Origin of the sequence: Pseudarthrobacter sp. NPDC092202 (genome assembly GCF_044755505.1) — a bacterium.
Classification (GTDB): domain Bacteria; phylum Actinomycetota; class Actinomycetes; order Actinomycetales; family Micrococcaceae; genus Arthrobacter.
Map to the genome: position 1 here is coordinate 1 of NZ_JBIVRG010000016.1, position 23,361 is coordinate 23,361.

Consider the following 23,361-nt stretch of genomic DNA (forward strand, 5'->3'; position numbering starts at 1 on the left):
GGTCTAGACAATCACTATTCTTCCTGATCAGAGGGGCATTTCTGCGTCACGGCACCCGCTTGTCACCCAAGCTCATCGGTGGATCGAGGCTTAGGCGGGAACATCAAAATCACCCACTCCGCAGCTGCCGGGAGGCCAGCGGACGCTCTCATCAGGGAAGCGATCAGCAAGGAAGCCCGCGTCATCGTGGTGGGCAACCGCAGAATGCGGGGCATCGGACGCGTCCTGGGCAGCGTGGCCAACAGCGTGGCACACAGCGCGCCCTGCGATGTCTACATCGCCAACACCTACGACGCCGACTAACGACATTTCAAGGAGCCCACAGTGCATGACGTGATGATTGTCGGAGCCGGCGCCGCAGGACTCGGGACTGCATACTATCTGAAGGACACCGGCCTGGACATCCTCATCCTGGAATCAGGCCAGGACATCGGCGGCCGGTCACATACCGTCAAACTGGCCGGAACGTCGGCGAACTCCGGTGCGATGTTCGTTTACAAGGGAACAAAATCAGAAGAACTTGTCAACGAACTGGGCATCGAGACTGTGCCCTTCCACCCCGAGACGTACGGGATCCACGTCAACGGTAAGACCGTCGTGGCCGAAACCAACGAGGACGTGGTGGCCGGACTAAATCTCACAGAGTCCGAAAAGACGGAGCTGCTCAAATTCATCGACACCTCGCTCACCGAGTACCAGGACTACGTCACTAACCGGACTTCCGTTGCCGGGCTCGACAAACTTTCCGGTGAAACAGTGGCTGACCGGATCGCCGACCTGCAGCCGGCAGTCCGGAACATCATTGCCACCGCTATCCGCGGAGGCGCCGTAGGCGATCCTGCCAATCTGTCGGCTAAGTATGCGCTGCGCTATTTCGCCAGCTACCTGGCACGGGAAAAGAACAACCGCCTGTTCGCCCTGGAAGGAATGCAGGCCATTCCACGCGCCATCCTGAAACGCTTCCCCGAACACACCGTCCGCCGCAACACCCTGGTGACAGATGTGACCCTGCTCGAGGAAGAGGGCGTCTACGAGGTGGCGGTTACGGGCGAGGGTGGCGAGGCGAAGCTGACGGCAAAGCACGTGGTCCTGGCAGTTCCTGCGCCGGTGGTCCCGGACGTCGCCAGGAACCTGCCTGAGTGGAAGAAGACTGCGCTTAGTAAGGTCGCCAGCCCCGGCAGCACCACGCTGAACATTGTTGCCGATATCAAAGGACTCCCTGAGTTCAAGGACTGGTCCTTCATCGTGACCGTCGGCATGCCTTTCGACGCCATTATCAACCCTGTCCCGGGCGGGACGGACAAGACCTCCGCCCCGGACATTGTTCAGTTCACCTGCTATGGAAATTCCTCGGGCTACCTGCCAGGGTTCGCTGACGACGAGCAGCGCGTCGCGCAGTGGATGGAGGACGTGTACACGGTGGCACCCCAGCTTCGCGGCCGGGTCCTCGGTGTCCACGCCCAAACCTGGCAACACTGCTTCGCGTTGCTCAGTCCCGAGCGGGCAGAAGCCCTTCCGGAGCTTCAGCGTTCGATCGGATCGCTGCACTTCGCCGGCGACTACACTTCGGAGACCGCCGGGACGCACGGTGCATATTCAGAAGCGGAACGCGTCGCGTCCCTGATAGTTGCTTCCCTGAAGCCTTCCAACTAGTTGCACTGATCAGGCAATTACGTACACCCGCAACGAGCTGGGGTACATCCCACCCTGACGCAGGGCATCTCTGCTCGGGTCGCAGAAAAATGAGACTTAGACGTAAGTTCACTGAGAAGCTCGGTCACGCCGCCGCCCACACCTGGGGACAATTCCCATGGGTTATCCACCGCTACTGCTGAAATGGGAGCTACCCCAACGGCTCCCGGCCTCCAGCCGTGGATAACCCGAATTGACCCCAACTGTGGACGGAGCAGGGTCACCGGAGCTAGCTTCTCTGAGCCCCGTCAGGTTGGCCGAGTATCCATCCTCAGCTCTTTGGCTGGGCCTGCTGGCAGCGGGGCGACATCGGCCCTTGGCGCCCCTTGTTTGGTTGGGCTGCTTTAGTTGTCGGTGACATTCCTAGCGAACTTCAAGAGTGGGGTGTACTTTTTGGACACGGAACTCCGGTCTACCGCTCTTGGCCGGGGTTCCGCTACTCAGGCCGTAAGGGAACCGTCGTGGTTTTCGGTGGCCCTACTCGCATGAAGCTCCGGCAAAAATAGTTCGGCTGCGAAAACAGGAGGTGGAGTGCCCCGAGAATGGGGCTGCGTTAGCCACCGCTGCTCCGCTTTGCCCGAAACGCAGGGCTTCTAGGCGAGGCCGTCGAGCCAGGAACCCACTTGGGATTCCGCCTGGTCCATGTCGTCCCTTGAAATGGTGAACCCGTCCTGGTTCACGCTTGAGCCGGCAAGCCTTTCGGTGATGGTTTCGACCGTGTCTGCCAGCCCGTTTCCGCCATGGGTGCTGAACAGCACGATGTTTTTGCCGTTGAAATCATGCTGGTCAAGGAAGGTATCCACCGGCGAGGGCAGTAAGTAGTTCCAAATCGGGTAACCGATGAAAACGGTGTCAAAAGCACTAAGGTCCGGGATGAGCGCTTTGAGTTCGGGCCGTGCGCTTTCTTCCTGTTCCCGAATGGACTGTTCGATGAGCACGTCGTGTTCGAGCGGCATCGGCTCGGCGGTTTGGATGCGGAAGATCTCGGCCCCGAGGCGGGCCTGGATGAGCTGGGCGACGTACTGCGTGTTGCCGAGGACTGTGCCATCGACGACATGGGTGCTGTTCTCCTCGTCTTCGGTCATGGCGTTCGGGTCATCGGTTTCCGGCATCGAAAAGTAGCTGACAAGGGTGCGCGGACCGTCCAATGACAGCGAGGGTCCGGATCCTGAAGAATTTGAGCCGCCATTGTTTTGCCCTCCTCCGGGGGTGCAGGCGGCGATGCCGATTCCGGTCGCTGCTGCCCCGAGCAACCCTAGAAATGCGCGGCGTCCTGTGTCTGTCATGTCATGTCGCTTTCGTGGCTAAGGTGGCGGGTTTTCGCATTCGTCCCTTACGAGCCAAACAGGAAACACAACCGGCTGAAAGGAACTGCTGAAAGGTGTACTGGCAGTTCCCCTTTCAGCGGTGGGTCGGCGCGGTCTACATCGTGAGTCGTTCCTGATGGATCCGGCGTGCGGCTACGCCGGCCCGTCGAAGCAGGCGCTGGGTGGAGAGGACCGCGATGTTGGGGCCGACGATGAAGAACGCGCCCTTCGCCACGGCCTCGGCGGGCAGTGCGGCGGTCAGGTCGTCCTTGCGGAAGCGCCCGATGCGGGTGGAGACCTGCAGGCGCCCCCCGGACGCTGCCCGGTACTCCTCAAGTTTGTCGCGGTAGTAGATGTCTTCTTTGCGCCGTACGGACCACAGCAGGTGGATCTTCCGGCTTGGGTGGTGGGCCGCGGTAAGGCTCAACAGGGGTGCCACGCCGGCGCCCATCCCGATCAGGACCAGCGGGGCATCGGAGTCCTGGTCCTGGACGATCGAATCGAACCGGCCAAAGGGACCTTCGAGCCGTACGCGGGTGCCGGTTTCGAGGTTGCCGAGCCGGCGGGTGAAGTTGCCGTGTTGGCGGATCGTGAAGGTCAGCGTCTTGCGGTCGTCGTCGGTCACGGAGAAGGGGTGCCATTCCCGGTTGACGGCTGCGGAGCCCTCGAAGCTGAGGAAGAAGAAGTCCCCTGGCTGGAGTTTTGCCGCTTCGTCATCGAGCGCTATTGATACGCGGCGGGTTGTTTCGCCCCGGGCGTCATTGCTTTGCACGGTGCCGAGCAGGTAGTTCTCGGGCGCGATCCACTTCTTCCAGGCATAGATGCCCAGCGCCGTCACCGTGTACAGGTCGAAGAGGGTCATGAAAACGAAGTGCTGGCTCACTCGTTCGAGCAGATGGGCGTGCAGCCAGATCATCGCAACGATGACGAGGTTGAGCCGGTGGATCCAGACCGAAAGCTGGTGACGGAAGACGAGCTCCAGGAAGCGTTTGAGCTTCAGCAGGAGCATGGACCTGTCGACCAGCCACCCGCTCAGGAAGAACACCGCAAAGCACAGGGTCGTGACGGCGCCGTAGAACGCCCAGTCCCCAAGGAACCGGGCCACACGGTTAGGTGCGTAGCCGTTCTCACTGTGGATATATGCCGCGACAATGGCCAGCACGCCAAGCATGCCGTGCAGCCCATAGATAGCCGGCAGTCCCACGAGCCGGTCCAGCCATGGTGGCCTGACGCTGAGCACGATGGACAACAGCCACCACGTGTAGGCAATGAGCCCGAGCAGGATGTAATACTTCAGGCGCCACGGATCCGAGGACTGGAAGGAATAAGTAAGCACCAGCGGCAGAGGAAAGACCACCGCGGCGGACCAAAACAACAACCTACGAACCATCACTACGACACCGTCCAGCGGTCCCGGCCGGACATGCCTACCCGCGACCCGGCGTCCGGCGTGACGCCGGGGGCTGAAACTGCCGGCCTGCGCGGGCCACGGTCCTGAGAGGCCTGCCAGTTCACTAAGGTGAGCGCCGTCATGGCCAGGGCGGCAACGGCAAGCAGGACGACCAACTTGTACTTACGAGTCATATGGATTCTTTCCCTTTAGCGGTGAGGCAGGATATGAGGCATACCGCCCAGCCGGCCGCAGCGTCACCGGTCCGGGGTTCCCTCTGGTGTCCGCTGCGGTTCGATGTAGCGTCAGCTTGTTCTGGCGGGTGCTTCGACTCCGGTCATCGCCAGGGCCGGCGCCGGGAGCCGGTCGCCCTGGATGGTGATGTCAGCGACGGCGTTGTTCAATTCCTGGAGTTCGCCGCTGCTGAACTGAACTTCTTCCGCACCGAGGTTCTCCAGCACGTGAGGCAACCTTGTCGTGCTGGGTATCGGCACAATCCATTCCCGCTGAGCCATCAGCCAGGCAAGGGAGATCTGAGCCGGGGTGGAGCCTTTTCGGACAGCCCAATCCTGCAGCAGATGCAGCAGCGGCATGTTCGCAACGAGTGCTTCGGGCGCGTTGCGGGGGACGAAGACGCGGAAGTCATTTTCCGCGAACCGGGTAGAGGGGGTGATGGCTCCGGCGGTGAATCCCATGCCCAGGGGCGCCCACGGCACAAACCCGATGCCGAGTTCTTCGCACAGTGGCAGGATCTGCTCCTCCGGTTCCCGCCAGAGCATGGAGTACTCGTTTTGTATTGCGGTGAGGGGCTGAACCGCGTGGGCCCTGCGGATCGTTTCCGGTCCGGGCTCCGAAAGACCGAAATGGAGCACCTTGCCTTCTGCGATCAGGTCCCTCACAGTGCCTGCGACATCCTCAATCGGGACGTTGGGGTCCACTCTGTGCTGGTACATGAGGTCGATGCGGTCTGTCCTGAGGCGCTGCAGCATGCCGTCGACGGCTTGACGGATGCTCTCGGGGCGGCTGTTGAGCCCTCCCGTTCGTTCTCCGGTGGCCGGGTCGATGGCCCAGCCGAACTTTGACGCGATCACTACACGGTCACGGACAGGCTCGATGGCCTCACCGAGGATGCGTTCGGACTCGAAAGGCCCATATGCTTCGGCGGTGTCGAAGAAGGTCACGCCCTGCTCGGCGGCCGTGCGGATCAGACCAACCATGTCTTCGCGGCTGCTGACAGGGCCGTACAGGTTTCCCGGCATGGTCTGGGTGCCCAGCCCAAGACTGGAAACCTCCAGCGATCCGAGCGTCCGGCGGCCAGTTGCGGTCGTTGCTGCCGTTACTGCACCGGAACCGGATGGGGCGTCGGTTGCGCTGCCCGCAGACTGTGGCGTTTCTGAGCCCGGTGTGCAGGCGGCCAGCCCTGCCACCAGCGGAATGGATGCGAGGGCGGCACCGCCCTTGAGGAAGCCACGGCGACGAAGGTCAATCGAGTTGCGGGTGGGCGTGCTGTCGTCACTGCGCATAGGTTTTGTCCTCATTATCTGGGTTGGTTTGTCTTACTTTTGGCAGCAAAAGTTCCTTGGACCGGCAGTGGTTTCGCCGTCCAGCTACGTGGAGTTTGTAGGAATCTGTGTGGGGGTTATTCAGCTGTGCTGGTCGTTGCGGGGGGCCGTGTCGCTGGAGGTGACTCTGCCGGGCGCTTGCTGGGTGATGCTCCAGCTTGTGAGGAAGTCCAGTTGTTCCTGGGCGTGGCTGCCCGGCTCGGCGGTGTAGGCGATGAGGGTCAGGTCCTCGCCGGGGAGGTCGAAGGCGTCACCGGTCAGTTCGATTTCACCCACCAGAGGACAGTTGAGGGTCTTGCGTGCCGTGCGGTGGAAGCGAACATTGTGCCTGGCCCAACGGACCGCAAATTCTTTGCTTCCGGTAGCGAGGTCACCGATGAGCGCATTGAGATACCGATCATTAGGATGCCTGCCGACTTCTGCCCGGAGCGCCGCCGTGAAATCGTCAGCAAGGGTCTCCCATTCGACGAAAAAGTCCTGCGCCCGCGGGTCCAGGAACATGAACCGTGCGAGGTTCAGCGGCAGCACATCCGGGCTGAGGATGTTTGTGTACAGGGCGAAGCACACGGGATTCGCGGCCACGATCTCCATCCGGGCGTTCCGGATATACGCAGGCGTTCCGGTCATCCCGGCCAAAATCCGTTCAATGCTCGGGCGGACGCTTGCCCGCACCCGACGCGTGCCCCGCGCCGTTGACGGGGCTGCTGCTCTGGCCAGGTCAAAGAGGTGGGCACGTTCGGCCTCATCGAGTTGAAGAGTACGCGCAATGGAGTCAAGGACCGACTCGGATACTCCCCGGAGGTTGCCCCGTTCGAGGCGTGCGTAGTACTCGGTGCTGACGCCGGCGAGCATGGCTACTTCCTCGCGTTTGAGTCCAGCTACCCGCCGCGTACCACCATAGGAGGGCAACCCTGCCTGAGTCGGGGTGATGCGCGACCTCCGGCTGATCAGGAACTCGCGGACGTCTTTGCTGTTGTCCATGAACTCAACGCTACGACGGGCCCGGCACAACCTAACAGGAACTGGCAGTACACCTCACGACAGGTCCTCCCACACCTTGAAAGAGGCTGGTTCCATGGAATCAGATCCGCTTTCCTGCCTTTGAAAGGACACCATGCCTGTCTCTGCCGTCAGCACCCCGGCGGTTGCAGCGCGGCCTCGGGCTTCCCTGGCCGTTGCGATGCTTGGCTTCTTTGTTGTGGCCCTGGACGCCCAGATCGTCAACGTCGCACTCCCGGCAATCCGGAACGACCTCGGCGGCGGCCTGTCCGGGCTGCAGTGGGTGGTTACCGGCTACACCCTGATGTTTTCTGCCCTCCAACTCTTTGCCGGGACGTTCTCCGACGGGACCGGCGCCCGGCGGGCCTATGGGCTGGGCATGGTCGTCTTCGTTGTAGCCTCCGCTGCCTGTGCGTTCAGTCCCACCCTGCCGGCACTCATCTGCGGACGAATCCTGCAGGGCATCGGAGCGGCCATGATCACCCCGGCGTCCCTGGCCCTGATCCGGGAGGCCTACCACGACGCCGCGGCCCGTGGCCGCGCCATCGTCTACTGGGGATTGGGCGGCTCCGTCGCCGCCGCCGCCGGTCCAGTCCTCGGCGGCCTGCTCACGCAGATTGACTGGCGGCTCATCTTCTTCGTCAACCTGCCCGTCGGGGCGGCCGCGCTGGCCGTGCTGTCCCGCGTCGCACCCTCGCCCCGACGCCCGGCACCGTTCGACTGGGCCGGGCAGATCAGCGCCGTGGCCGCACTGGCCGCCCTGACCTACGGCATCATCGAGGGCGCCGAGGCCGGTTATAGAAACCCGGCAATCCTGGTCATGTTCGCCCTCGGCGTGGTGTCCGTCGCCGCGTTCATCGTGGTCCAGGCAAGGGGCCGGCACCCGATGATCCCGCTTGACCTGTTCCGGGCCCCCGCCGTTTCCATGGCCCTGGTCATTGCCGTCGTCACGATGGCGGCGTTCTACGGCGTCGTGTTCGTTCAAAGCCTCTACTTCCAGCAGGAACGCGGCTCCTCTGCCCTGGAAACCGGACTGCTGTTCCTCCCCATGACAGCCCTGGTGGCGATCCTTAACCCCTGGGTGGCGCGTCTCATGACCAGGTACGGGCATGTCGCCATGATCGCCACGGGCCAGCTGATCATGGTCGCCGGCCTCGCCGGACTGTGCCTGCTGCCGGCGGATGCGCCCGTCCTTTTCGTCGCAGCCCTCATGGTCCCGGTCGGTGTCGGTGGCTCCTTCACCGTCCCGCCCATCATTGCCCAGGTGCTGGATAACGTTCCCGCGGAACGGGCCGGCACGGCCAGCGGCGTGGTCAACACCGCCCGGCAGGTCGGCGGCTCCCTCGGCGTAGCCATCTTCGGCGCCGTGCTCGCCAGCGGGGAATTCATTACCGGCCTGCGCACCAGCCTCGGCGCCACCGCCGTTGTGCTCGTCATCCTGGTCGCGGTGTCCCTGGCACTGCAGCGCCGACGACAACAAGCCCCGCACTAACCCGGGCAGACAACCTGACGACGAAGAAAGGAGCAGTCATGCATCTGGCAATTCCCGGCCCTACCTCCAAGGGGCCCGCCGGGAAATTTACCGGCGACGTGTACCTGAACACCCTGCACGCCGGTGAGGAGCCCTCACGGCTGGTGTCCGCCATGGTCCGGTTCACTCCCGGAGCCCGAACCCATTGGCACTCCCATCCGCTGGGGCAGACACTGCACTGCACCGACGGCATGGGATTAGTGGCCACCCGTGACGGGAACGTCATCCTCATGAGGCCCGGGGACACAGTGCATACCCCGCCCGGGGAGGAACACTGGCACGGCGCCACACGCGACAGCCTGATGTGCCACCTTGCCCTGGTCGAACACGACCACGGACAAACCGCGACGTGGCTCGAACCCGTTGCCGAGTACGACTTCCAGGCTGCCCACTCAAGAACCCACCCTCTTGCCCCCACCAACAATGCGAAGGAAACGTCATGAAAAATGTCACCCTCAACAACGACGTCGAAATGCCCATCCTGGGCTTCGGTGTCTTCCAGATCCCCGAAGAGGAAACCCAGGCAGCCGTCGAAGCGGCCCTGGCCACCGGCTACCGCCACCTGGACACGGCAGCGTCCTACGGCAACGAAGAAGCAGTCGGTGCTGCCATCAAAGCCAGCGGCATCCCCCGGGAAGAACTCTTCATCACCACCAAGCTCTGGATCCAGCACGCCCCCGCGGGCAGCGTCTACGACGACAGCAAGCTCTCCTTCCAGAACTCACTGACCCGGCTTGGTCTGGATTACCTGGATCTCTACCTGATCCACCAGCCGCTCGGGGACTACTACAGCAAGTGGCGCGCCATGCAGGACCTCTATAAGGAAGGCCTCACCCGGGCCATCGGTGTCTCGAACTTCCATCCGGACCGGCTCGTGGACCTCATCGAGCACAACGAAATCGTTCCGGCCGTAAACCAGATCGAGACCCACCCGTTCCACCAGCGCACCGCCGACCAGGAACTGATGCGCGACCGCGGCGTGCAAATCGAATCCTGGGGGCCGTTCGCCGAAGGTAAAAACAACCTCTTCACCGACCCTGTGCTCAGCGCCATCGCGGACGCCTACGGCAAGTCCGTCGCCCAGGTGGTGCTGCGCTGGCTCATCCAGCGTGAGGTCGTCGTCATCCCCAAATCGGTCCGCCCCGAGCGCATGGCCCAGAACCTTGACGTCTTCGGCTTCACCCTCAGCGACGAACAGATGAAACAGATCGCCACGCTGGACACCGGCGCCAGCCTGTTCTTCGACCACCGCGACCCCGCCATGGTCAGCTGGCTGGGCGCCCGCCGGTACAACTGAACCCGGGACCCATGAGGAACAAACTATCGAACGTCAGCCGGAGGGCCGCCCTGCGCGGGGCGGCCGCCGGCCTGACCGGCGCCCTGCTGACTGCAGCCGCAACAGCCTGCACACCAGAAGGAACAGGCACCGCGCCATCACCGGACGCGAGCCCCTCCCCTGACACTGCCGGCCCCGGACAGGCCCGCGGGCGGATCCTGCTGGCTTACTTTTCCCGCGCCGGCGAAAACTACTATTACGGCGGCCGGACAAACCTCGACGTTGGCAACACCGAAGTCCTCGCCGGCCTGATCAGCGCCTTGATCCCCTGCGACGTCCACCGCATCGACGCCGCTGACCCCTACCCGGACAGTTACGACGCCACCGTGGCCCGTAACGTCCGCGAACAGAACCAGGACGCTCGCCCCGCGATCGCCAATCCGCTGGCGAACATCGACCAGTACGACACCGTGCTCCTGGCCAACGGCATCTGGAACGTCCGGGCACCAATGATCATGACCACCTTCACCGACAGCTACGACTTCACCGGCAAAACCATCCTCCCCGTCACCACCCACGCCATGAGCGGGCTCGGCACAACGGCCAGGGACTATGCGAACTCCTGCCAAGGCGCCACCATCGGCGAAGGCCTTGCAGTGAAAGGGGAGGAAGTCCGCGACGCCGGAGCAGACGTCCAGGCCTGGCTGCGCCGTACCGCGCTCTTGCCAGGAGCCTAACGACACCGGCAGCCTGCCCGGCACTCTGGTTCGCAAAGCTTCATCCCCGGAAAGGAACCCATCACCATGTCCGATTCACCCCAGACCCGCGCCCAGCAACTCATAGGTGATTTCGCCCCTAAACTTGTCGAACTCACCGACGGTGTCCTCTTCGGCGACATCTGGGAGCGGGAGGAGCTGACCGCACGGGACCGCAGCCTCATTACCGTCGCGAGTCTCATTACCAGTGGCAGCACCGACCAGCTCCGCGGGCACCTCGCCCGGGCGCGTGCCAACGGACTGACCGAAACTGAACTCAAAGAAACGATCATCCATCTGGCCTTTTACGCTGGCTGGCCCAAAGCCATGTCAACGATCGCAATCGCCAAAGAAGTTTTCGCAGAAGCTTAAGCGGCTGCCCTTTCCCCGCTGCGGCAAGGCAGATTAGCCACCGGTATGCACTCACGACACCGGTGGTGACAAGTTTTCCGCAGCGAGTATGCCCGGCTGAACCACACTCCAACCTGACGTCGGGGCGCCTGAGGTGGGAAGACTTGCCCGTTGGTAGAGCTCCGGTCTGGTTCTCAGACACCTGACGAACCAATGAGGTGACATCGCCCGCCCCTTCGCTAAGCGGCTTTCATCAAGACCCGATTAATCGGACTATTTTGATAGTTCTCGGGCTACCGCAGCCCGGTTTCCTGCCCCTCCAACTGTCAGGGTGGGATCTGAGAACATCATGAGCCACCGTCAACAATGCCGAATTTCGCGCTATTCTGACGCCAGACCGGCGCCCGCAAGTTGCCCGCGCTCCCCCGCAACCCTGCCAAGGCTGCTTTAGGGCGATGCGACCTCCGAGAAACTTTAACGGCAAGGCGTGCGGGGAACCCTCACACGGCGCCTGCTTCCTGGCATTACCCGATAGCTACTTGACCGAATATCCGTTATCGGCCTTCGAGTGGTACGAGTAGAAGTGGATGAGATAACGACCCGATTGGTCGTGCGTGTTCACGATTTTGTGAGCACTCTGACGGTCAGGTCTTCGACGTAGCGTTCGCGTACATCCCCCAGGGCTACGCGAGCTGGGGAATTGAAGAACCTGTTCTCCTGCTCTTCCACCGGCCGGTCTCCGCTGAAGGACCTGATCCAGACGAACTCGTTCTCGTCCGCCGTGTTCCGCCATGGTCCGGCTACGGGAATGCCGACCGCTTCGTGGAGTGGAACGATGACGCGGTGGAAGTACTCCAGCCACATCTCCATCAGCCCCTCGCGGATCGTGTAGATGCGTAGCTGGTCGAGGGCCGGCGTCGTGATAGGCGCCGAGGGCTTCGCCAGGGAGTCGACCGCTTCACCCAGGGATCTCAGGGCGGCTGCCGGGCTCGTCAGCACCGGCACGGACGCTGGTCGCGAAGCGGCACTCGCCATGGAGGCTTGGGCTAGGACCACGACGTCGACCTCGGTTGCCAGTTCGTCGATGAGTTCCCCGATAAGCTGGTCGTGGAAAGCTCGGTCGTTGTTCGTCAGCGCGTCGAAGGCTTCGGTACGAAGCGCCTTCTTGATCTCGATCCCCTCCTTTCCGGCTTCCCGGGCGGCGTCCTTTAGGATCTGTACGCTTGAGGCGAAGTTGGACTCCTGCGTGGCGATCAGCCCGATGGAGCCGCCGTAGCGGACCGCTTCGACGGCCATCGGCCTGTCGATGCGGACCACCGGAATTGAACTGATGGCGTTCACCACGTCGCTTGCCGCACCCAGCGTCGAACAGGTTACTAGGACTGCCTCCGCCCCGCCGGCTGCCGCCTCGTCCACCCGCCGGCACAGTTCCAGGACGCAGCGGTCGAACTCTAACCCGGGTGTGCTGGTTGCAAGGTCGAAAAGCGGGGTCTCGGTGCGGTGCTCGACTTCGAGAGTGGGGAAATGCGCCCCCGCGTCGCGGAAGATTTCCTCCGCGACGGGGGTGGTGTGGATTAGTACGACTTTTTGCACCTTGGTTGCGGTACTCATGGGCGGACCAGGACCTTGCCCGGAAGGGATTTGATCTCGTCCAGGCTGGTCGGTAGGTCCGAGATGTGAAATTCGCCCTCGAGGAAGCTGGCCAGGTCCATCCGCCCGTCGAGCACAAGCTCCTGCAGCAGCTCCCAGGAACTCCAAATGCGCCGCCCGTAGACGCCCTTCCAGTTCAGGACCCGGAGGTTGACGTCGCGGGAAATATTGACTTGGACCGGCTGCGAGGCGTGCCCGACGGATACCAGAGTCGATTCGAGCCCCAGTGCACCGAATAGGGTGCCGTAGGCGGAGGCCGCCCCGGAAACCTCGAAGCCGATGTCCGCGCCGTTCATCGCGGACTGTTCCTTGCAGAAAGCGACGAGGTCGTCATTTTGATGCACGTCGAAGGTGGCGGCGCCGAGGCTACCGGCCCGATCACGGCGCAGCCGGTTCGGCTCCAGGACCGCAATCTGCCCGGCGCCCATTGCCTTGAGGGCGCTGACCAGGAACAGTCCTACCGGTCCTGCCCCGGTGATGAGGCAGGTGCGGCCGGCGACGTCCCCAGCCTGCTGGATAGCGTGGATGGCAACGCCGGCGGACTCGAATAGGACCGCTTCCTCACCGATTCGGTCATCGAGGGGGAAACAGGCCGATTCCGGGACGGCCACGTGCGAGGCGAAAGCGCCGTTGTGTGAGACGCCCGGGATCCAGAGCTTGAGGCAGTTGTGCCGGGCGTCTCGCTGGCATGCCGTGCATTTCCCGCAGGAAGCGTGTGATTCGCCGGCCACGCGCTGTCCGACGCTCCGGGTCGTCACGCCGGGGCCCACCTCGATGATCCGACCGCAGTACTCGTGGCCCATGATCAGCGGAAGCTGGCTGCCCCACACGGCAGCAGACTCTGTCCAGTCCGCCAGTCCGTAGTCAGTGCCGCAGACGGAGGCGGATTCGACTTCGATCAGCACCTGGCCGGGGCCCGGGGTGGGCATCTGAGCGTCGAACCTGGTGAGGCCCGGCTCCGGCCGTGTCTTTCCTACAGCTTCCACGTTATTTGGCTCCTGCCGTTGTAGCGGGCGTCGTGATGTCGACGCCGTGGTTGGTTTCAAAGTTGTCCCAGCGGGTCTCGGGCAGCCGGGAGAGGGCGATGAAGGCGATGATGAACATCGTGCCGACCACCGCGATGATGCTCCAGGTCGTTCCGGTGGTGCTCAGCAGCAGTGCGGCGGCGAAGGGTGCGGAGGACCCTGCGATCAGGTTGTTGATGGTGTAGACCGAGGCGTGGCCGGTGTACCGGACGGAGGTCGGGAACGGTTCGGCGAAGAAGGCTGCCATGGCGCCTACGGAAATGAACTGCGCGCCTTGGGAGAGCAGCATTGCTAGGAACATCAGTGGCACCGACTTGGTGTCCAGCAGTGGGAACAGCGCGATTGTGCCCAGCAGGGAGGCGGGCATACTGAAGGACAGCAGCTTCTTGCGCCCGATCTTGTCGGAGATGAAGCCGCCTAGCGGGATCAGGACCAGGCCGCATAGGTTCAGGCCAAGTACCAAGGAAAAGGTCAATGTGCTGCTCATACCAAGGTTGGTCACGATGTAGGAGATCGCATAGGTGCTCACGATGTAGCTCAGCGCGGTGTTCGGCAACCAGACCAGAATGAGCTTGATGATGGTCGGGCGGTGGGACCGGAATACCTCACGGATGGGCGTCGCGGATTGGGCTCCAATCTCCCGCGCCTCGAGGAACACGGGAGATTCCTCGACCTTGCGTCGAATGAAATAGCCGACGACGGCGATGAGGGCGCCGGCGACGAACGGTAGCCGCCATCCCCAGCTTTGCAATGCTTCATCGCCCATGGTTGCCCCGGCTGCGATCAGGAACAGTGCCACGAGCACCTGCCCCACCGGATTGCCGAAGTTGACCATCGCCCCGTAGAAACCGCGACGCATGTTGCCGGCGTATTCGAGTGCCATGATCTGGGCGGAGCTGGCTTCGCCACCAAGGCAGAAGCCCTGAAGGAAGCGAAGGGCGACCAGTAGCGCCGGTGCCCACACACCGATCGTGTTGTATCCGGGCAAGCAGGCGATTAGGAGGGAAACGACGCCCATCATCGTCAGCGACAGGACCATCGCCCGCTTGCGCCCGCTACGGTCGGCGATTCTTGAGAACCAGGCCGCTCCGAGGGGGCGGGCCAAGAAACCGACGCCGAAGGTGGCGAAGGACTGGACGACGGCGACGGCCGGCGTCGAATTAGGGAAGAAGACGTGGGGGAACACCACGCCGGCCAGTGCCCCGTAGAGCGCAAAGTCGAACCACTCCAGGGCCGTGCCTACCGTTGTTGCGCCCAGGACCCGGAGGTTGGAGCTCCCCGTGCGCTGCGGGGCGTGTGGACGTGTCGTCATTGACAATGCCTTTCTAAAGGATGCAACACCAGACGGCTAACCGTCAGAGATGTTCCACCGTGATGAATTCCAGTTCGGTGTCGCCTGTGTTCTCCAGGTCGTGAATCATGTAGTCGTCTCCGGGGAACTCGTAGTGCTTGGTATCCCCTTCCGCATAGGTTGCCTCGCGGGTGGTGCCGTCCTCGCTGTGCTGCCTCGACCGTCCGGCCCGGAGTGCCGTCCAGAAATAGTCCTTGTCGTGGCGGTGGGCGGGTACTCGTTCCCCCGGGGCAACCCTGATATGCCAGACCTTGATCGTCGAGGTCTGGGACAAGAGACGGGTTCCAACGTTGGTGTTGTGGGCGTTGTCCGCGAATTCCTGCCGCAGCTCCGGCGTCCACCCTTCGTAATCTGTGGCGATGACCTTGCTGGAAAGTGTGCTCGGGGGTGTCACTTGTTCTTCTCCTGTCGATTGACCAGTTCCCCTCAAAGCTATGATGTTGAACACATAATGACTACTATCAACTTTCCGCCTTTAGCGTTAGTTTTTGACTTACAGGAGGGTCAGTGCGGATCCGACAGCTTGAGTATTTTGTGGCCATCGCGGATGCTGGATCAATGCGCGAGGCCGCGGAACGGCTTTTCGTGGCTGCTCCCTCGATGTCGTCCCAGATCGCCCTGCTAGAGGCGGAGCTCGGAGGCCCCCTGTTCGAACGGCATCCGCGCGGCGTTACCGTGACACAAACCGGGCGGGTCCTTTACCGGCACGCTCGGAAGGTCCTGGACGCTCTGCAGGAGGCCCGTACCCAAACGCGTGCCGCCATGACCGAACGAGGGGGCGTTCTCACGTTCGGGACCATTCTCTCCCTCGCCGCTGGCATCGCCCCCCAAGCCCTCGCGGCGCTGTCGCAGTCACGGCCACACGTGGATGTCGTCCTGGATGAGTACCGGAGCGCCGAAGCGCTTGAGGCGGCGGCACTCACCAAAAATCTTGATTTCGTCATCGGGCCGGAACCGCGCGCCGCGTTCCCCTACGTTCAGGAACTGGGAACGGAGGAGATCGTCCTCGTGGTTCCGCCGCGCCTGGCCGCCGGGCATGAAGGGGCCGTGGAACTGGGCAGCCTGGCGGCCGAACCATGGGTGACCTTCAAAGAGGACCACGGGCTCGCAATCCTCATGGAGTCACAGTTTATGAAGAGCGGCATTGCACCAAGCCGGAGTGTTTCCACGGCCCAGACGGATGTGGCCATTCGCATGGCGGCAGCAGGACTCGGTATTACCCTCGTGCCGCGCAACGTCGTCCCTGCAGACGTGAAGATGCTTATCAGGTCGCTCGAGCCACGGGTTGAGCGCAGGCTCTACGGGTACGCCAGAACAACGTTCTCTGACCTCACAAGAGAATTTTTCGACGTCGTCGCGGAGGCCTTGGAAGACCCCTATGCGGGAGGGCGGGCAATCGTGGGGCCATCCTAACTCCGGACAGCCAGCCCGCTGTTGACGCCGATCTGTCCGCAGACGATTATCAAGCACTTGCCATGCTGCCTTGTCACATCAGTCGATAGATGGTGTGGTGTTGAGTGGGACGGGGACCAGTTCCTGGAGTTCTTCGAGGGTGCAGCCGAAGGTTTCACGGACGGTAACGCCGTCGGGTCCGGTCAGGAAGACGGCCTTGTCGGTGTACACGCGGGTGACGCAGCCGACGCCGGTGAGCGGGTAGGTGCAGGCTTGAACGATCTTGGAGGCACCTTCGCGGGTGAGCAGGGTCATCATCACGAAGACGTCCTTGGCGCCGGTGGCCAGGTCCATGGCACCGCCGACGGCGGGAATGGCGCCGGGAGCGCCGGTGTGCCAGTTGGCAAGGTCGCCGGTAGCGGAAACCTGGAAGGCTCCCAGCACGCAGATGTCCAGGTGCCCGCCGCGCATGATAGCGAAGGAGTCGGCATGGTGGAAGTACGCCGCCCCGGGGAGCTCGGTGACGGGGATCTTGCCGGCGTTGATCAGGTCGCCGTCGATCTCGTCGCCCGTGGCCTCCGGTCCCATGCCGAGCATTCCGTTCTCGGTGTGGAGCGTGATGTTCTGCTCTTCCGTCAGGTAGTTGGACACCAGGGTGGGCTGGCCGATGCCAAGGTTCACAAAGGATCCGGGGGCGATGTCGCGGGCCACCAGGCGGGCCAGGTCGTCCCGGCCCATGGCCGTCTCCGAGGTTTGAATGGACGTTGCGGTGCTCATTTCAGGCCACCTTCTCTGCCGTGCTGCCGGCTACGCGGACAATGCTGTTGACGTAAATTCCGGGGGTGACAATGTTCTCCGGGTCCAGGCTTCCGGTGGGGACAACCTCGGACACCTGGACGATGGTGTGCTTCGCGGCGGCGGCCATGATGGGGCCGAAGTTGCGGGCGGTCTTGCGGTAGACGAGGTTGCCCTTGCCGTCCGCCTTGAGCGCCTTGATCAGGGCAACATCGGCGTGGATGGGGGTCTCAAACACCTGGCCGCGGCCGTCGATGATCCTGGTTTCCTTGCCCTCGGCGAGCATGGTGCCGTACCCGGTGGGCGTAAAGAACCCGCCGATCCCGGCACCGGCGGCACGGATGCGTTCGGCCAGGTTGCCCTGCGGGACGAGCTCCAGCTCGATCTCCCCGGCCTTGTACCTGGAGTCGAAGTGCCAGGAGTCGGACTGGCGCGGGAAGGAACAGATCATTTTCCGCACCCGGCCTTCCTTGATCAGCAGCGCCAGGCCCTGGTCGCCCTGGCCGGCGTTGTTGTTCACCACGGTCAGGTCCGTGGCGCCGCAGTCCATCAGCGCGTCAATCAGTTCGAACGGCTGCCCGGCATTGCCGAACCCGCCGATCATCACGGTGGAACCGTCCTTGATCCCGGCCACGGCCTCCTGGACCGAATCTACGAAGTTCAGCATGGCTTAGGCCTTTCCTGTGTTGGTGCCGGTGGCGGTCATGTTCTCAAGCACGACGGCCAGCCCCTGGCCCACGCCGATGCAGATCGCCGCGACACCCCAGCGTTCGCCGGAGGCCTGCAGGGAACGGGCGAGGGTGCCGAGGATGCGGGTTCCGGAGGCGCCGAGCGGGTGGCCCATGGCGATGGCGCCGCCGTGCCGGTTCACAATTGTCGGGTCGATGCCCCAGGCGTTGATGCAGGCCAGGGACTGCGCGGCGAAGGCTTCGTTAAGTTCGACGGCGCCCACCTGGTCCCAGCCGATCCCCGCCTTCGCGAGGGCTTTGTTCGCGGCCTCCACGGGGGCGTAGCCGAAGTACTGCGGGTCGTTCGCGTGGGCGCCGCGGCCCGCGATCCGGGCGAGAGGCTGCAGGCCCAGCAGCCCGGCGGCAGCTTCGGAGCCCACCCAGGCTGCGGAGGCGCCGTCGGACAGCGGCGACGCGTTCCCGGCGGTGACCGTCCCGTCCTCGGTCCGGAACACGGTCTTCAGCCCGGCGAGCTTCTCCGCCGTGGAACCGGGGCGGATGCCCTCGTCCCGCACCAGGTCCGTGCCGGGAACCGGGGCCACCAGGTTGTCATAGAAGCCCCCATCCCACGCCGCGGCGGACAGGTTGTGGGAGGCAGCGGCGAACTGGTCCTGCTGCTCCCGGGTCACGCCGTACTTCTCGCGCAGCCGTTCGGTGGCCTCGCCCAGGGAAATGGTCCATTCCTTCGGCATGGCTTTGTTCACCAGCCGCCAGCCCAGCGTGGTGGAGGCCAGGGTCATGTCCCCGGCGGGGTAGGGCTTCTCCGTCTTCGGCAGCACCCACGGGGCCCGGGACATCGATTCCGCCCCGCCCACCAGCACCAGGTCCGCGTCACCGGCGTTGATCTGGCGGGAGGCGATGATGGCCGCATCCAATGACGAGCCGCACAGGCGGTTGACTGTGGTGCCGGGGATGGACACCGGAAGCCCGGCCAGCAACGTGCCCATCCGGGCGATGTTGCGGTTCTCTTCGCCGGCGCCGTTGGCGTTGCCAAACACCACCTCGTCGATCCGCTCCGAATCCAGCCCGGGGGCGCGCTTCACGGACTCTCTGATCACATGCGCGGCCAGGTCATCCGGGCGGACGGCGGCAAGGCCGGAGCCGAACTTGCCGAACGGGGTGCGCACGGCGTCGTACACAAAAGCCTGGTTCATGGGGTTGTCTCGTTTCGTTGTCATGCTGGAGAAGATGAAGTGCCGGCCGTCCGTTACTCTCGCTCTGCGTTGATGAGCGCCGGTGCTGATTGCCTGGGCAAGGGCTTGCCTATGTGGCCGGAGCTGTTGGCAGTTCGAGCATCGTTTCTAGGTACTTGGCTTGCGCTGCTGATGAAGCGAGGAATGACACAAAGGATTCTGCTTCGGCTGATGTGGGGGTTTTTGCGCCGACGGCTGCGGAGAATTCTGTGTAGTGCTGGAGTTCTGCGGGCAGGGGGCCGACGATGTGCGCTTGAGGTACGAACAGCAGCTCGCTGAGCTGCTGGATGGCTATATCGGCGCTTCCGTCTACGACAGCTTCGGCAACGTAACCCTTGTGGACCACGGTGGCATGGGAACCAACTTCTTCGCTGATACCCAGCTTCTCCATGAGGGCCACGAAGTAGGCTCCGCTTGCTCCCGTGCCTGAGTAGGCAACAGACTTGGCGCTGCGGATGGTCCTGATAAAGGATTCAGCTGTGGATATGTCGGGCGAAGGAGCGTTGTGATTGACTGCGACTCCAATGCCCGCGCGCGCAACAGGTGTCAGGGTGCTGCCATCGACTAGGGGCCCCAGCGATTTGAACGAGCTGCTGACTGCAACCATCACGTCGAAGGACTCACCGGCTTCTATGCGCCGAAGCAGCTGGCTCGTGGGCTCGAACACAGCTTGAACTCCAACTCCCGTTTCCTGGTGGAACACATCAATGACTTCATCAAGGGCCTTCTTGACGGCCGGGGAACTAAAGACTTTCACTGGGGTTCGTTTCTTTCTCGTGGTGCTTCTCGTGGGGAGGTGTTGAACGACCCCTGGTCCTCATTGACCTATTGCCCCGTGACGGGTCTGAAACTGCGCTAACGGCACCGCGAACCCGCGGCCAGTGGGGGATGCGGGAAGAAGGTCCTGCATCATCACCATCCGTCGTTCCCTGTAGACGCTGTCGATGATCCATACGACGCCGATTTCGGGAGCGGCTTCCACGACTGTGCCGTGCAGATGTTGACGTTTTTCAGCCCATGCGACGACGTCGCCTTCGCTGACACTCCATGCCCACTTACCCGATGCCATGGATCTCCTTGAAACTGGGGCTGCCATAACTGCAGCGTTTGCCGTCAGTAGAGAGCAGCCAGAAGCCGATTGAACTGAAGGATGCACGCGTTCTGCTGGGGGCGTCTGTATCAGGCGCCCCCAGCAGCGGTGCTATAGGTCGATGACGCTCACGGTTTTGCCGGTGATGGCAGATTCCGCTGCGGCGTTAGCCAAAACCAGCGCGGAGACTCCGTCAGCGAAGTTTGGTGATGTAGGTGCCCCGGTGCGGATGGAGTGTGCGAAGGCGTCCAGCTCTGCGTAGTACGCCTGCGGATAGCGTTCAAGGAAGAAGGGCAGGTAGGCGTCTGCTTCTTCTGTCCCGGTGGCCCCGGATTTGCGCACAGTGGTCGGTGCGACGTTGGCAGCCGAAAGCATGCCGCCGGCCCCGAAGGCTTCCAGTCGCTGGTCGTAGCCGAAGGCGCAGTGGCGGGAGTTGGTGATGGTGATGAGCTCGCCCTTGCTGCCGCGCAAAGTTACGACAGCGGAGTCGAAGTCGTTGAGCTCTTCAATTTCCTTACTGAAGACATTTGAGGCCACTGCGGTCACTTCGACGATGTCTGGTATGAACGACCGGGCCATGTCCAGATCGTGGATGGTCATGTCCCTGAAGATGCCACCAGATCCGGCGAGGTAGTCCCGCGGCGCAGGCTCGGGGTCGCGGCTGGTGATGGTGAGTTGTTCGAGCTTGCCAATTTCTCCGGCTTCGACCCGGGTGCGTACCGCGGCGAAGGACGGGTCGAAGCGGCGGTTGAATCCGAGCATGATCGGGACGGTGGTGTCCTTGATCTGCTCACGGCATGCGAGGACGTTGTCGATGTCGAGGTCGATGGGCTTTTCGCACAGGACGGCGAGGTTGTGGGCGACTGAGCGGGAGATGAGGTCCACGTGGGTGCTGGTGGGCGAGCCGATGATGACGCCGTCGAGGCTGGTGTCTGCGAAGACTTCTTCGGGGTCCTGTACGGCGCGTGCGCCGGTGCTTTCGGCCAGTCGGCGTGCCCCGTCGATGAACGGGTCTGCGATCAGGACGAGATCGATGTCCGGGTGGGCGGCAATGTTGCGGGCGTGTACCTGCCCGATGCGGCCCGAGCCGAAGAGTGCCAGGCGCAGGCGTTTGTCGTTGGACATGGGGTGTGGCCTTTCAGGAAATGGGGAAGTGGGTTAGTCGCGTTGCCGGAGACGGCAGGGGGCGGTGCGGAGCTTGGCCGATCAACGTGCGAGGGAGACTTCGGGGAAGCAGTTGATTGCTGTTTCGTAGGCGCGCTTAAGGCCCTCGGCAACGGGCAGGCTGCGGTGTTCGGCGGAAATGATTTCAACCCCCCAGGGGCCCTTGTATCCGGCATCGAGAGTTCTCTGGATGAACGTGCGGGTGTCGAAGTCGCCCTGACCGCAGTAGGCGCGGTTGTTGATGGTGTCTTCGAAGATGGTGCCAACGACGTCCTTGTAACCGTCGTCGATTTCTACGGCGAAGACCCTGTCCATGGGCACAACGTCCCAGAGGTCGTCGTGGGTGAGGCCGGATCTGTGGGTGTGCCAGATGTCGATCATCAGGCCCGCGGCGGGACTGTCTGCGTGGGTCACGACCTCGACCGCTTCCTGCGCCGTGCGCAGATGGGAGAACGGTGTCGCCTCGAGGGCGAGCCGGATGCCGGATTCAGCGGCTTCCTCTGCCAGGTCGGAGAATGCGCTGGCCATCGTCGACAGCGGCAGGGGGTTGTCCGTCATGCCGGCTCCGACCTTGATGTGCCGGGCACCCAGGGCCTTGGCGGCTTCGAACAGCTCGGCGCGTTGGATGTCAGATTCGGCGCGCTCGGCCCCTGTGGCCCACCAGCCGTTAAGGAATTCGACTTCGATGATGCCGATTCCTGCCTCGCGGATCATACGCCCCAGCTCGGCGTAGCCGATGGTGCGGCGTGCGTGCAGCAGATCGTGATGTACCAACCCGATGCCTGACCACCCCGTCTGGGCAATGAGGTTGATGCGCTCCTGGATCGGGATGGGGCTGGTCTCGTCCGGGCGTCCGGGGGCGGTATCGCCGGCGCTCACCCAGCAGGTTGCGATCAGCTGCGGGGCTGCGCTGGTTTCGCTGGTCATGCGGTCTCGACCTCCATGGATGCTCCCTGTTCCTTCTCGGAGCGGTAGCAGGCGTCGACAATCCGAGCGACGGCCAGGGCATCGGCGACCGGTGCGACTACCGGGGCGCCGGTGCGGATGCTGTCGACCCAGCCACGCATTTCAGGGTGGAAGTTGCTGATGTTTCCCAGTTCGGGCAGTTCCGAGAACTTGTTCAGTTCGGTCCGGGCAAAGGGCGGGGTGAAGTAGCTTTGGGTCCACTCGGTCCAGCCGGCGCGCCAACCGGCGCGGTCCTGGTCCACGTAGACGCGCAGCTTCTGGGGCAGGATGCCGATTTCCAGCATGCCGCCGGTTCCGTAGACGGAGATACGGGAGCTTTCGAACCACTCAAGGTGGTCGTGCCCGTCGAAGCTGAAGGTCACGGACTTGTCAGGGTAGTTCAGCAGGACGGCTGCGGAATCTTCCCGGCTCGACTCGTCGGACAGGCGTCCGGACTTGTGGACACGGGCGTTGACCGAATCGGGTGCGCCGAACATGTGCACCAGGGAATCAAGCATGTGGCATCCGATGATCCACAGAGCCCCTCCCATGTCCGCGGGCTGGTTCAGGTGCGCGGTCAAGTGTTCACCGACGAGGGCAGCACCACGGGCGGAGACGGAAACTACCTCACCAATGACGCCGGTGTCGATGAGTTCCTTGGCCTCTGCGATGGATTGGGCGAGACGAACGTTGTAGCCGACCTGCACCACCAACCCGGGGGCGGCCTTGGATTCGGCCTCGGCCAGCTGGAGCAGATCTTCAACGGTTCCCCCGCCCGGCTTTTCGACGACAACGGACTTGCCGGCGGCCAGTGCGCGCAGGGCGTGAGGGACCATGTCCTTGCTCTTGGAGTGGACCATGATCGCGTTGATGCGCTCGTCCTGGAGCAGTGCGTCAATGGAGCGGGGCTCCATGTCGTACTTATCGGTGAAGTACTGCAGGCGGGGATCGTCGTCCGCGGCTGCAACCACTTCCACCCCTTCAATTTCGCGCAGGGCGCGAACCCGGGCAGAGGCGTGCGGGTGTGTGATTCCCAGAAGTCCTACGACAATCGGTTCCAACGCATTGTCTCCTTCGACTGAGCACCTGATCGGTGCGTTTGATGGATGTTTGATGGGGCGGGCAGCGACGCCCGGCCGGATCAATAAAATTCAGTATGCAGTGT

At 63.1% G+C, this 23,361-nt stretch carries 24 protein-coding genes and 1 pseudogene; 8 read left to right on the forward strand and 17 right to left on the reverse strand.

Annotated features, from left to right (window positions below; all coding sequences use genetic code 11):
• Nucleotides 1–102: 102 nt before the first annotated feature.
• Together ACIQF4_RS18410 and ACIQF4_RS18415 are read left to right on the forward strand one after the other, a co-directional pair.
• Nucleotides 103–303, forward strand: a pseudogene (locus ACIQF4_RS18410) (universal stress protein); the annotation flags it as partial.
• 21 nt (nt 304–324) lie between these two features.
• A complete protein-coding gene (locus tag ACIQF4_RS18415; protein ID WP_400580011.1) occupies nt 325–1,653 on the forward strand; it encodes a flavin monoamine oxidase family protein in 1,329 nt (442 codons plus the stop codon).
• 632 nt (nt 1,654–2,285) lie between these two features.
• On the opposite strand, the gene ACIQF4_RS18420 is transcribed toward ACIQF4_RS18415, so the two are convergent.
• The 5 genes from ACIQF4_RS18420 to ACIQF4_RS18440 form a co-directional block, all read right to left on the reverse strand.
• Nucleotides 2,286–2,978 carry a flavodoxin gene (locus ACIQF4_RS18420; protein ID WP_400580013.1) on the reverse strand — a complete coding sequence of 231 codons (693 nt, stop codon included), beginning with the start codon at nt 2,976–2,978 and terminating at the stop codon, nt 2,286–2,288.
• A gap of 136 nt (nt 2,979–3,114) precedes the next feature.
• Nucleotides 3,115–4,335, reverse strand: coding sequence for an FAD-binding oxidoreductase (locus tag ACIQF4_RS18425; RefSeq protein WP_400517647.1), 1,221 nt, complete (start codon nt 4,333–4,335; stop codon nt 3,115–3,117).
• A gap of 56 nt (nt 4,336–4,391) precedes the next feature.
• Nucleotides 4,392–4,583 (reverse strand): hypothetical protein, encoded by a 192-nt coding sequence (locus ACIQF4_RS18430; RefSeq protein ID WP_400517648.1) that lies wholly within the window; start codon nt 4,581–4,583, stop codon nt 4,392–4,394.
• A 111-nt stretch (nt 4,584–4,694) separates the two neighbouring features.
• Nucleotides 4,695–5,912: an aldo/keto reductase gene (locus tag ACIQF4_RS18435; RefSeq protein WP_400517649.1), complete on the reverse strand. Its 1,218-nt coding sequence runs from the start codon at nt 5,910–5,912 to the stop codon at nt 4,695–4,697.
• Nucleotides 5,913–6,032: 120 nt separating this feature from the next.
• Complete coding sequence (locus tag ACIQF4_RS18440) at nt 6,033–6,932, reverse strand: helix-turn-helix transcriptional regulator (protein WP_400517650.1); 900 nt, start codon at nt 6,930–6,932, stop codon at nt 6,033–6,035.
• A 133-nt stretch (nt 6,933–7,065) separates the two neighbouring features.
• Between ACIQF4_RS18440 and ACIQF4_RS18445 the strand changes: the two genes are divergently transcribed.
• The 5 genes from ACIQF4_RS18445 to ACIQF4_RS18465 all read left to right on the forward strand — a co-directional run bounded on the left by ACIQF4_RS18445 (nt 7,066) and on the right by ACIQF4_RS18465 (nt 10,884).
• Nucleotides 7,066–8,442, forward strand: coding sequence for an MFS transporter (locus ACIQF4_RS18445; RefSeq protein ID WP_400517652.1), 1,377 nt, complete (start codon nt 7,066–7,068; stop codon nt 8,440–8,442).
• Between the two features lie 38 nt (nt 8,443–8,480).
• Nucleotides 8,481–8,924, forward strand: coding sequence for a cupin domain-containing protein (locus tag ACIQF4_RS18450; protein ID WP_400517653.1), 444 nt, complete (start codon nt 8,481–8,483; stop codon nt 8,922–8,924).
• The gene (locus ACIQF4_RS18455) at nt 8,921–9,778 is read left to right on the forward strand and encodes an aldo/keto reductase (RefSeq protein WP_400517654.1); all 858 of its coding nucleotides are present in this window, start codon (nt 8,921–8,923) and stop codon (nt 9,776–9,778) included. The genes ACIQF4_RS18450 and ACIQF4_RS18455 overlap by 4 nt, the downstream gene beginning before the upstream one ends.
• A gap of 11 nt (nt 9,779–9,789) precedes the next feature.
• On the forward strand, nt 9,790–10,494 hold the full coding sequence (locus tag ACIQF4_RS18460) for a flavodoxin (RefSeq protein WP_400517655.1): 705 nt from the start codon (nt 9,790–9,792) through the stop codon (nt 10,492–10,494).
• A gap of 66 nt (nt 10,495–10,560) precedes the next feature.
• Entirely contained in the window at nt 10,561–10,884 is a 324-nt protein-coding gene (locus tag ACIQF4_RS18465; protein ID WP_400517656.1) for a carboxymuconolactone decarboxylase family protein, read from the forward strand.
• A 597-nt stretch (nt 10,885–11,481) separates the two neighbouring features.
• Here ACIQF4_RS18465 and ACIQF4_RS18470 read toward each other — a convergent pair.
• Genes ACIQF4_RS18470 through ACIQF4_RS18485 form a run of 4 tightly spaced genes read right to left on the reverse strand, consistent with a single transcriptional unit; the run spans nt 11,482 to nt 15,283 of the window.
• Nucleotides 11,482–12,474 (reverse strand): aspartate/glutamate racemase family protein, encoded by a 993-nt coding sequence (locus ACIQF4_RS18470; RefSeq protein WP_400517657.1) that lies wholly within the window; start codon nt 12,472–12,474, stop codon nt 11,482–11,484.
• Nucleotides 12,471–13,499 carry a zinc-binding dehydrogenase gene (locus tag ACIQF4_RS18475; protein WP_400517658.1) on the reverse strand — a complete coding sequence of 343 codons (1,029 nt, stop codon included), beginning with the start codon at nt 13,497–13,499 and terminating at the stop codon, nt 12,471–12,473. The genes ACIQF4_RS18470 and ACIQF4_RS18475 overlap by 4 nt, the downstream gene beginning before the upstream one ends.
• Before the next feature lies 1 nt (nt 13,500).
• Nucleotides 13,501–14,850 (reverse strand): MFS transporter, encoded by a 1,350-nt coding sequence (locus ACIQF4_RS18480; protein WP_400517659.1) that lies wholly within the window; start codon nt 14,848–14,850, stop codon nt 13,501–13,503.
• A gap of 43 nt (nt 14,851–14,893) precedes the next feature.
• Nucleotides 14,894–15,283, reverse strand: a complete 390-nt coding sequence (locus ACIQF4_RS18485) for a cupin domain-containing protein (protein ID WP_400517660.1) — start codon at nt 15,281–15,283, stop codon at nt 14,894–14,896.
• A 113-nt stretch (nt 15,284–15,396) separates the two neighbouring features.
• Here ACIQF4_RS18485 and ACIQF4_RS18490 point away from each other — a divergent pair, with 113 nt between their 5' ends.
• The gene (locus ACIQF4_RS18490) at nt 15,397–16,302 is read left to right on the forward strand and encodes a LysR family transcriptional regulator (RefSeq protein WP_400517661.1); all 906 of its coding nucleotides are present in this window, start codon (nt 15,397–15,399) and stop codon (nt 16,300–16,302) included.
• Between the two features lie 78 nt (nt 16,303–16,380).
• Here ACIQF4_RS18490 and ACIQF4_RS18495 read toward each other — a convergent pair whose 3' ends face one another.
• The 8 genes from ACIQF4_RS18495 to ACIQF4_RS18530 all read right to left on the reverse strand — a co-directional run bounded on the left by ACIQF4_RS18495 (nt 16,381) and on the right by ACIQF4_RS18530 (nt 23,257).
• Nucleotides 16,381–17,058: a 3-oxoacid CoA-transferase subunit B gene (locus ACIQF4_RS18495; RefSeq protein ID WP_400517662.1), complete on the reverse strand. Its 678-nt coding sequence runs from the start codon at nt 17,056–17,058 to the stop codon at nt 16,381–16,383.
• Nucleotide 17,059: 1 nt separating this feature from the next.
• Nucleotides 17,060–17,743: a 3-oxoacid CoA-transferase subunit A gene (locus ACIQF4_RS18500; RefSeq protein ID WP_400517663.1), complete on the reverse strand. Its 684-nt coding sequence runs from the start codon at nt 17,741–17,743 to the stop codon at nt 17,060–17,062.
• Nucleotides 17,744–17,746: 3 nt separating this feature from the next.
• Entirely contained in the window at nt 17,747–18,958 is a 1,212-nt protein-coding gene (locus tag ACIQF4_RS18505) for a thiolase family protein (RefSeq protein WP_400517681.1), read from the reverse strand.
• 109 nt (nt 18,959–19,067) lie between these two features.
• Nucleotides 19,068–19,754, reverse strand: a complete 687-nt coding sequence (locus ACIQF4_RS18510) for a substrate-binding domain-containing protein (RefSeq protein WP_400517664.1) — start codon at nt 19,752–19,754, stop codon at nt 19,068–19,070.
• A 60-nt stretch (nt 19,755–19,814) separates the two neighbouring features.
• Nucleotides 19,815–20,066 (reverse strand): hypothetical protein, encoded by a 252-nt coding sequence (locus tag ACIQF4_RS18515; protein ID WP_400517665.1) that lies wholly within the window; start codon nt 20,064–20,066, stop codon nt 19,815–19,817.
• A gap of 132 nt (nt 20,067–20,198) precedes the next feature.
• The gene (gene iolG / locus ACIQF4_RS18520; RefSeq protein WP_400517666.1) at nt 20,199–21,212 is read right to left on the reverse strand and encodes an inositol 2-dehydrogenase; all 1,014 of its coding nucleotides are present in this window, start codon (nt 21,210–21,212) and stop codon (nt 20,199–20,201) included.
• Between the two features lie 81 nt (nt 21,213–21,293).
• Entirely contained in the window at nt 21,294–22,178 is an 885-nt protein-coding gene (locus ACIQF4_RS18525; RefSeq protein WP_400517667.1) for a sugar phosphate isomerase/epimerase family protein, read from the reverse strand.
• Nucleotides 22,175–23,257 (reverse strand): Gfo/Idh/MocA family protein, encoded by a 1,083-nt coding sequence (locus tag ACIQF4_RS18530; RefSeq protein ID WP_400517668.1) that lies wholly within the window; start codon nt 23,255–23,257, stop codon nt 22,175–22,177. Before ACIQF4_RS18530 ends, ACIQF4_RS18525 begins: the two co-directional genes overlap by 4 nt.
• Nucleotides 23,258–23,361 lie beyond the last annotated feature (104 nt).

Bases quoted from the DNA above. Each gene is read 5' to 3' on its own strand.
- ACIQF4_RS18460 (WP_400517655.1), top strand. From the start codon at position 9,790: ATGAGGAACAAACTATCGAACGTCAGCCGGAGGGCCGCCCTGCGCGGG.
- ACIQF4_RS18495 (WP_400517662.1), bottom strand. From the start codon at position 17,058: ATGAGCACCGCAACGTCCATTCAAACCTCGGAGACGGCCATGGGCCGG.
- ACIQF4_RS18430 (WP_400517648.1), bottom strand. From the start codon at position 4,583: ATGACTCGTAAGTACAAGTTGGTCGTCCTGCTTGCCGTTGCCGCCCTG.
- ACIQF4_RS18470 (WP_400517657.1), bottom strand. From the start codon at position 12,474: ATGAGTACCGCAACCAAGGTGCAAAAAGTCGTACTAATCCACACCACC.
- ACIQF4_RS18435 (WP_400517649.1), bottom strand. From the start codon at position 5,912: ATGCGCAGTGACGACAGCACGCCCACCCGCAACTCGATTGACCTTCGT.
- ACIQF4_RS18515 (WP_400517665.1), bottom strand. From the start codon at position 20,066: ATGGCATCGGGTAAGTGGGCATGGAGTGTCAGCGAAGGCGACGTCGTC.
- ACIQF4_RS18525 (WP_400517667.1), bottom strand. From the start codon at position 22,178: ATGACCAGCGAAACCAGCGCAGCCCCGCAGCTGATCGCAACCTGCTGG.
- iolG (WP_400517666.1), bottom strand. From the start codon at position 21,212: ATGTCCAACGACAAACGCCTGCGCCTGGCACTCTTCGGCTCGGGCCGC.
- ACIQF4_RS18450 (WP_400517653.1), top strand. From the start codon at position 8,481: ATGCATCTGGCAATTCCCGGCCCTACCTCCAAGGGGCCCGCCGGGAAA.
- ACIQF4_RS18480 (WP_400517659.1), bottom strand. From the start codon at position 14,850: ATGACGACACGTCCACACGCCCCGCAGCGCACGGGGAGCTCCAACCTC.
- ACIQF4_RS18500 (WP_400517663.1), bottom strand. From the start codon at position 17,743: ATGCTGAACTTCGTAGATTCGGTCCAGGAGGCCGTGGCCGGGATCAAG.
- ACIQF4_RS18505 (WP_400517681.1), bottom strand. From the start codon at position 18,958: ATGAACCAGGCTTTTGTGTACGACGCCGTGCGCACCCCGTTCGGCAAG.
- ACIQF4_RS18455 (WP_400517654.1), top strand. From the start codon at position 8,921: ATGAAAAATGTCACCCTCAACAACGACGTCGAAATGCCCATCCTGGGC.
- ACIQF4_RS18420 (WP_400580013.1), bottom strand. From the start codon at position 2,978: ATGACAGACACAGGACGCCGCGCATTTCTAGGGTTGCTCGGGGCAGCA.
- ACIQF4_RS18465 (WP_400517656.1), top strand. From the start codon at position 10,561: ATGTCCGATTCACCCCAGACCCGCGCCCAGCAACTCATAGGTGATTTC.
- ACIQF4_RS18445 (WP_400517652.1), top strand. From the start codon at position 7,066: ATGCCTGTCTCTGCCGTCAGCACCCCGGCGGTTGCAGCGCGGCCTCGG.
- ACIQF4_RS18440 (WP_400517650.1), bottom strand. From the start codon at position 6,932: ATGGACAACAGCAAAGACGTCCGCGAGTTCCTGATCAGCCGGAGGTCG.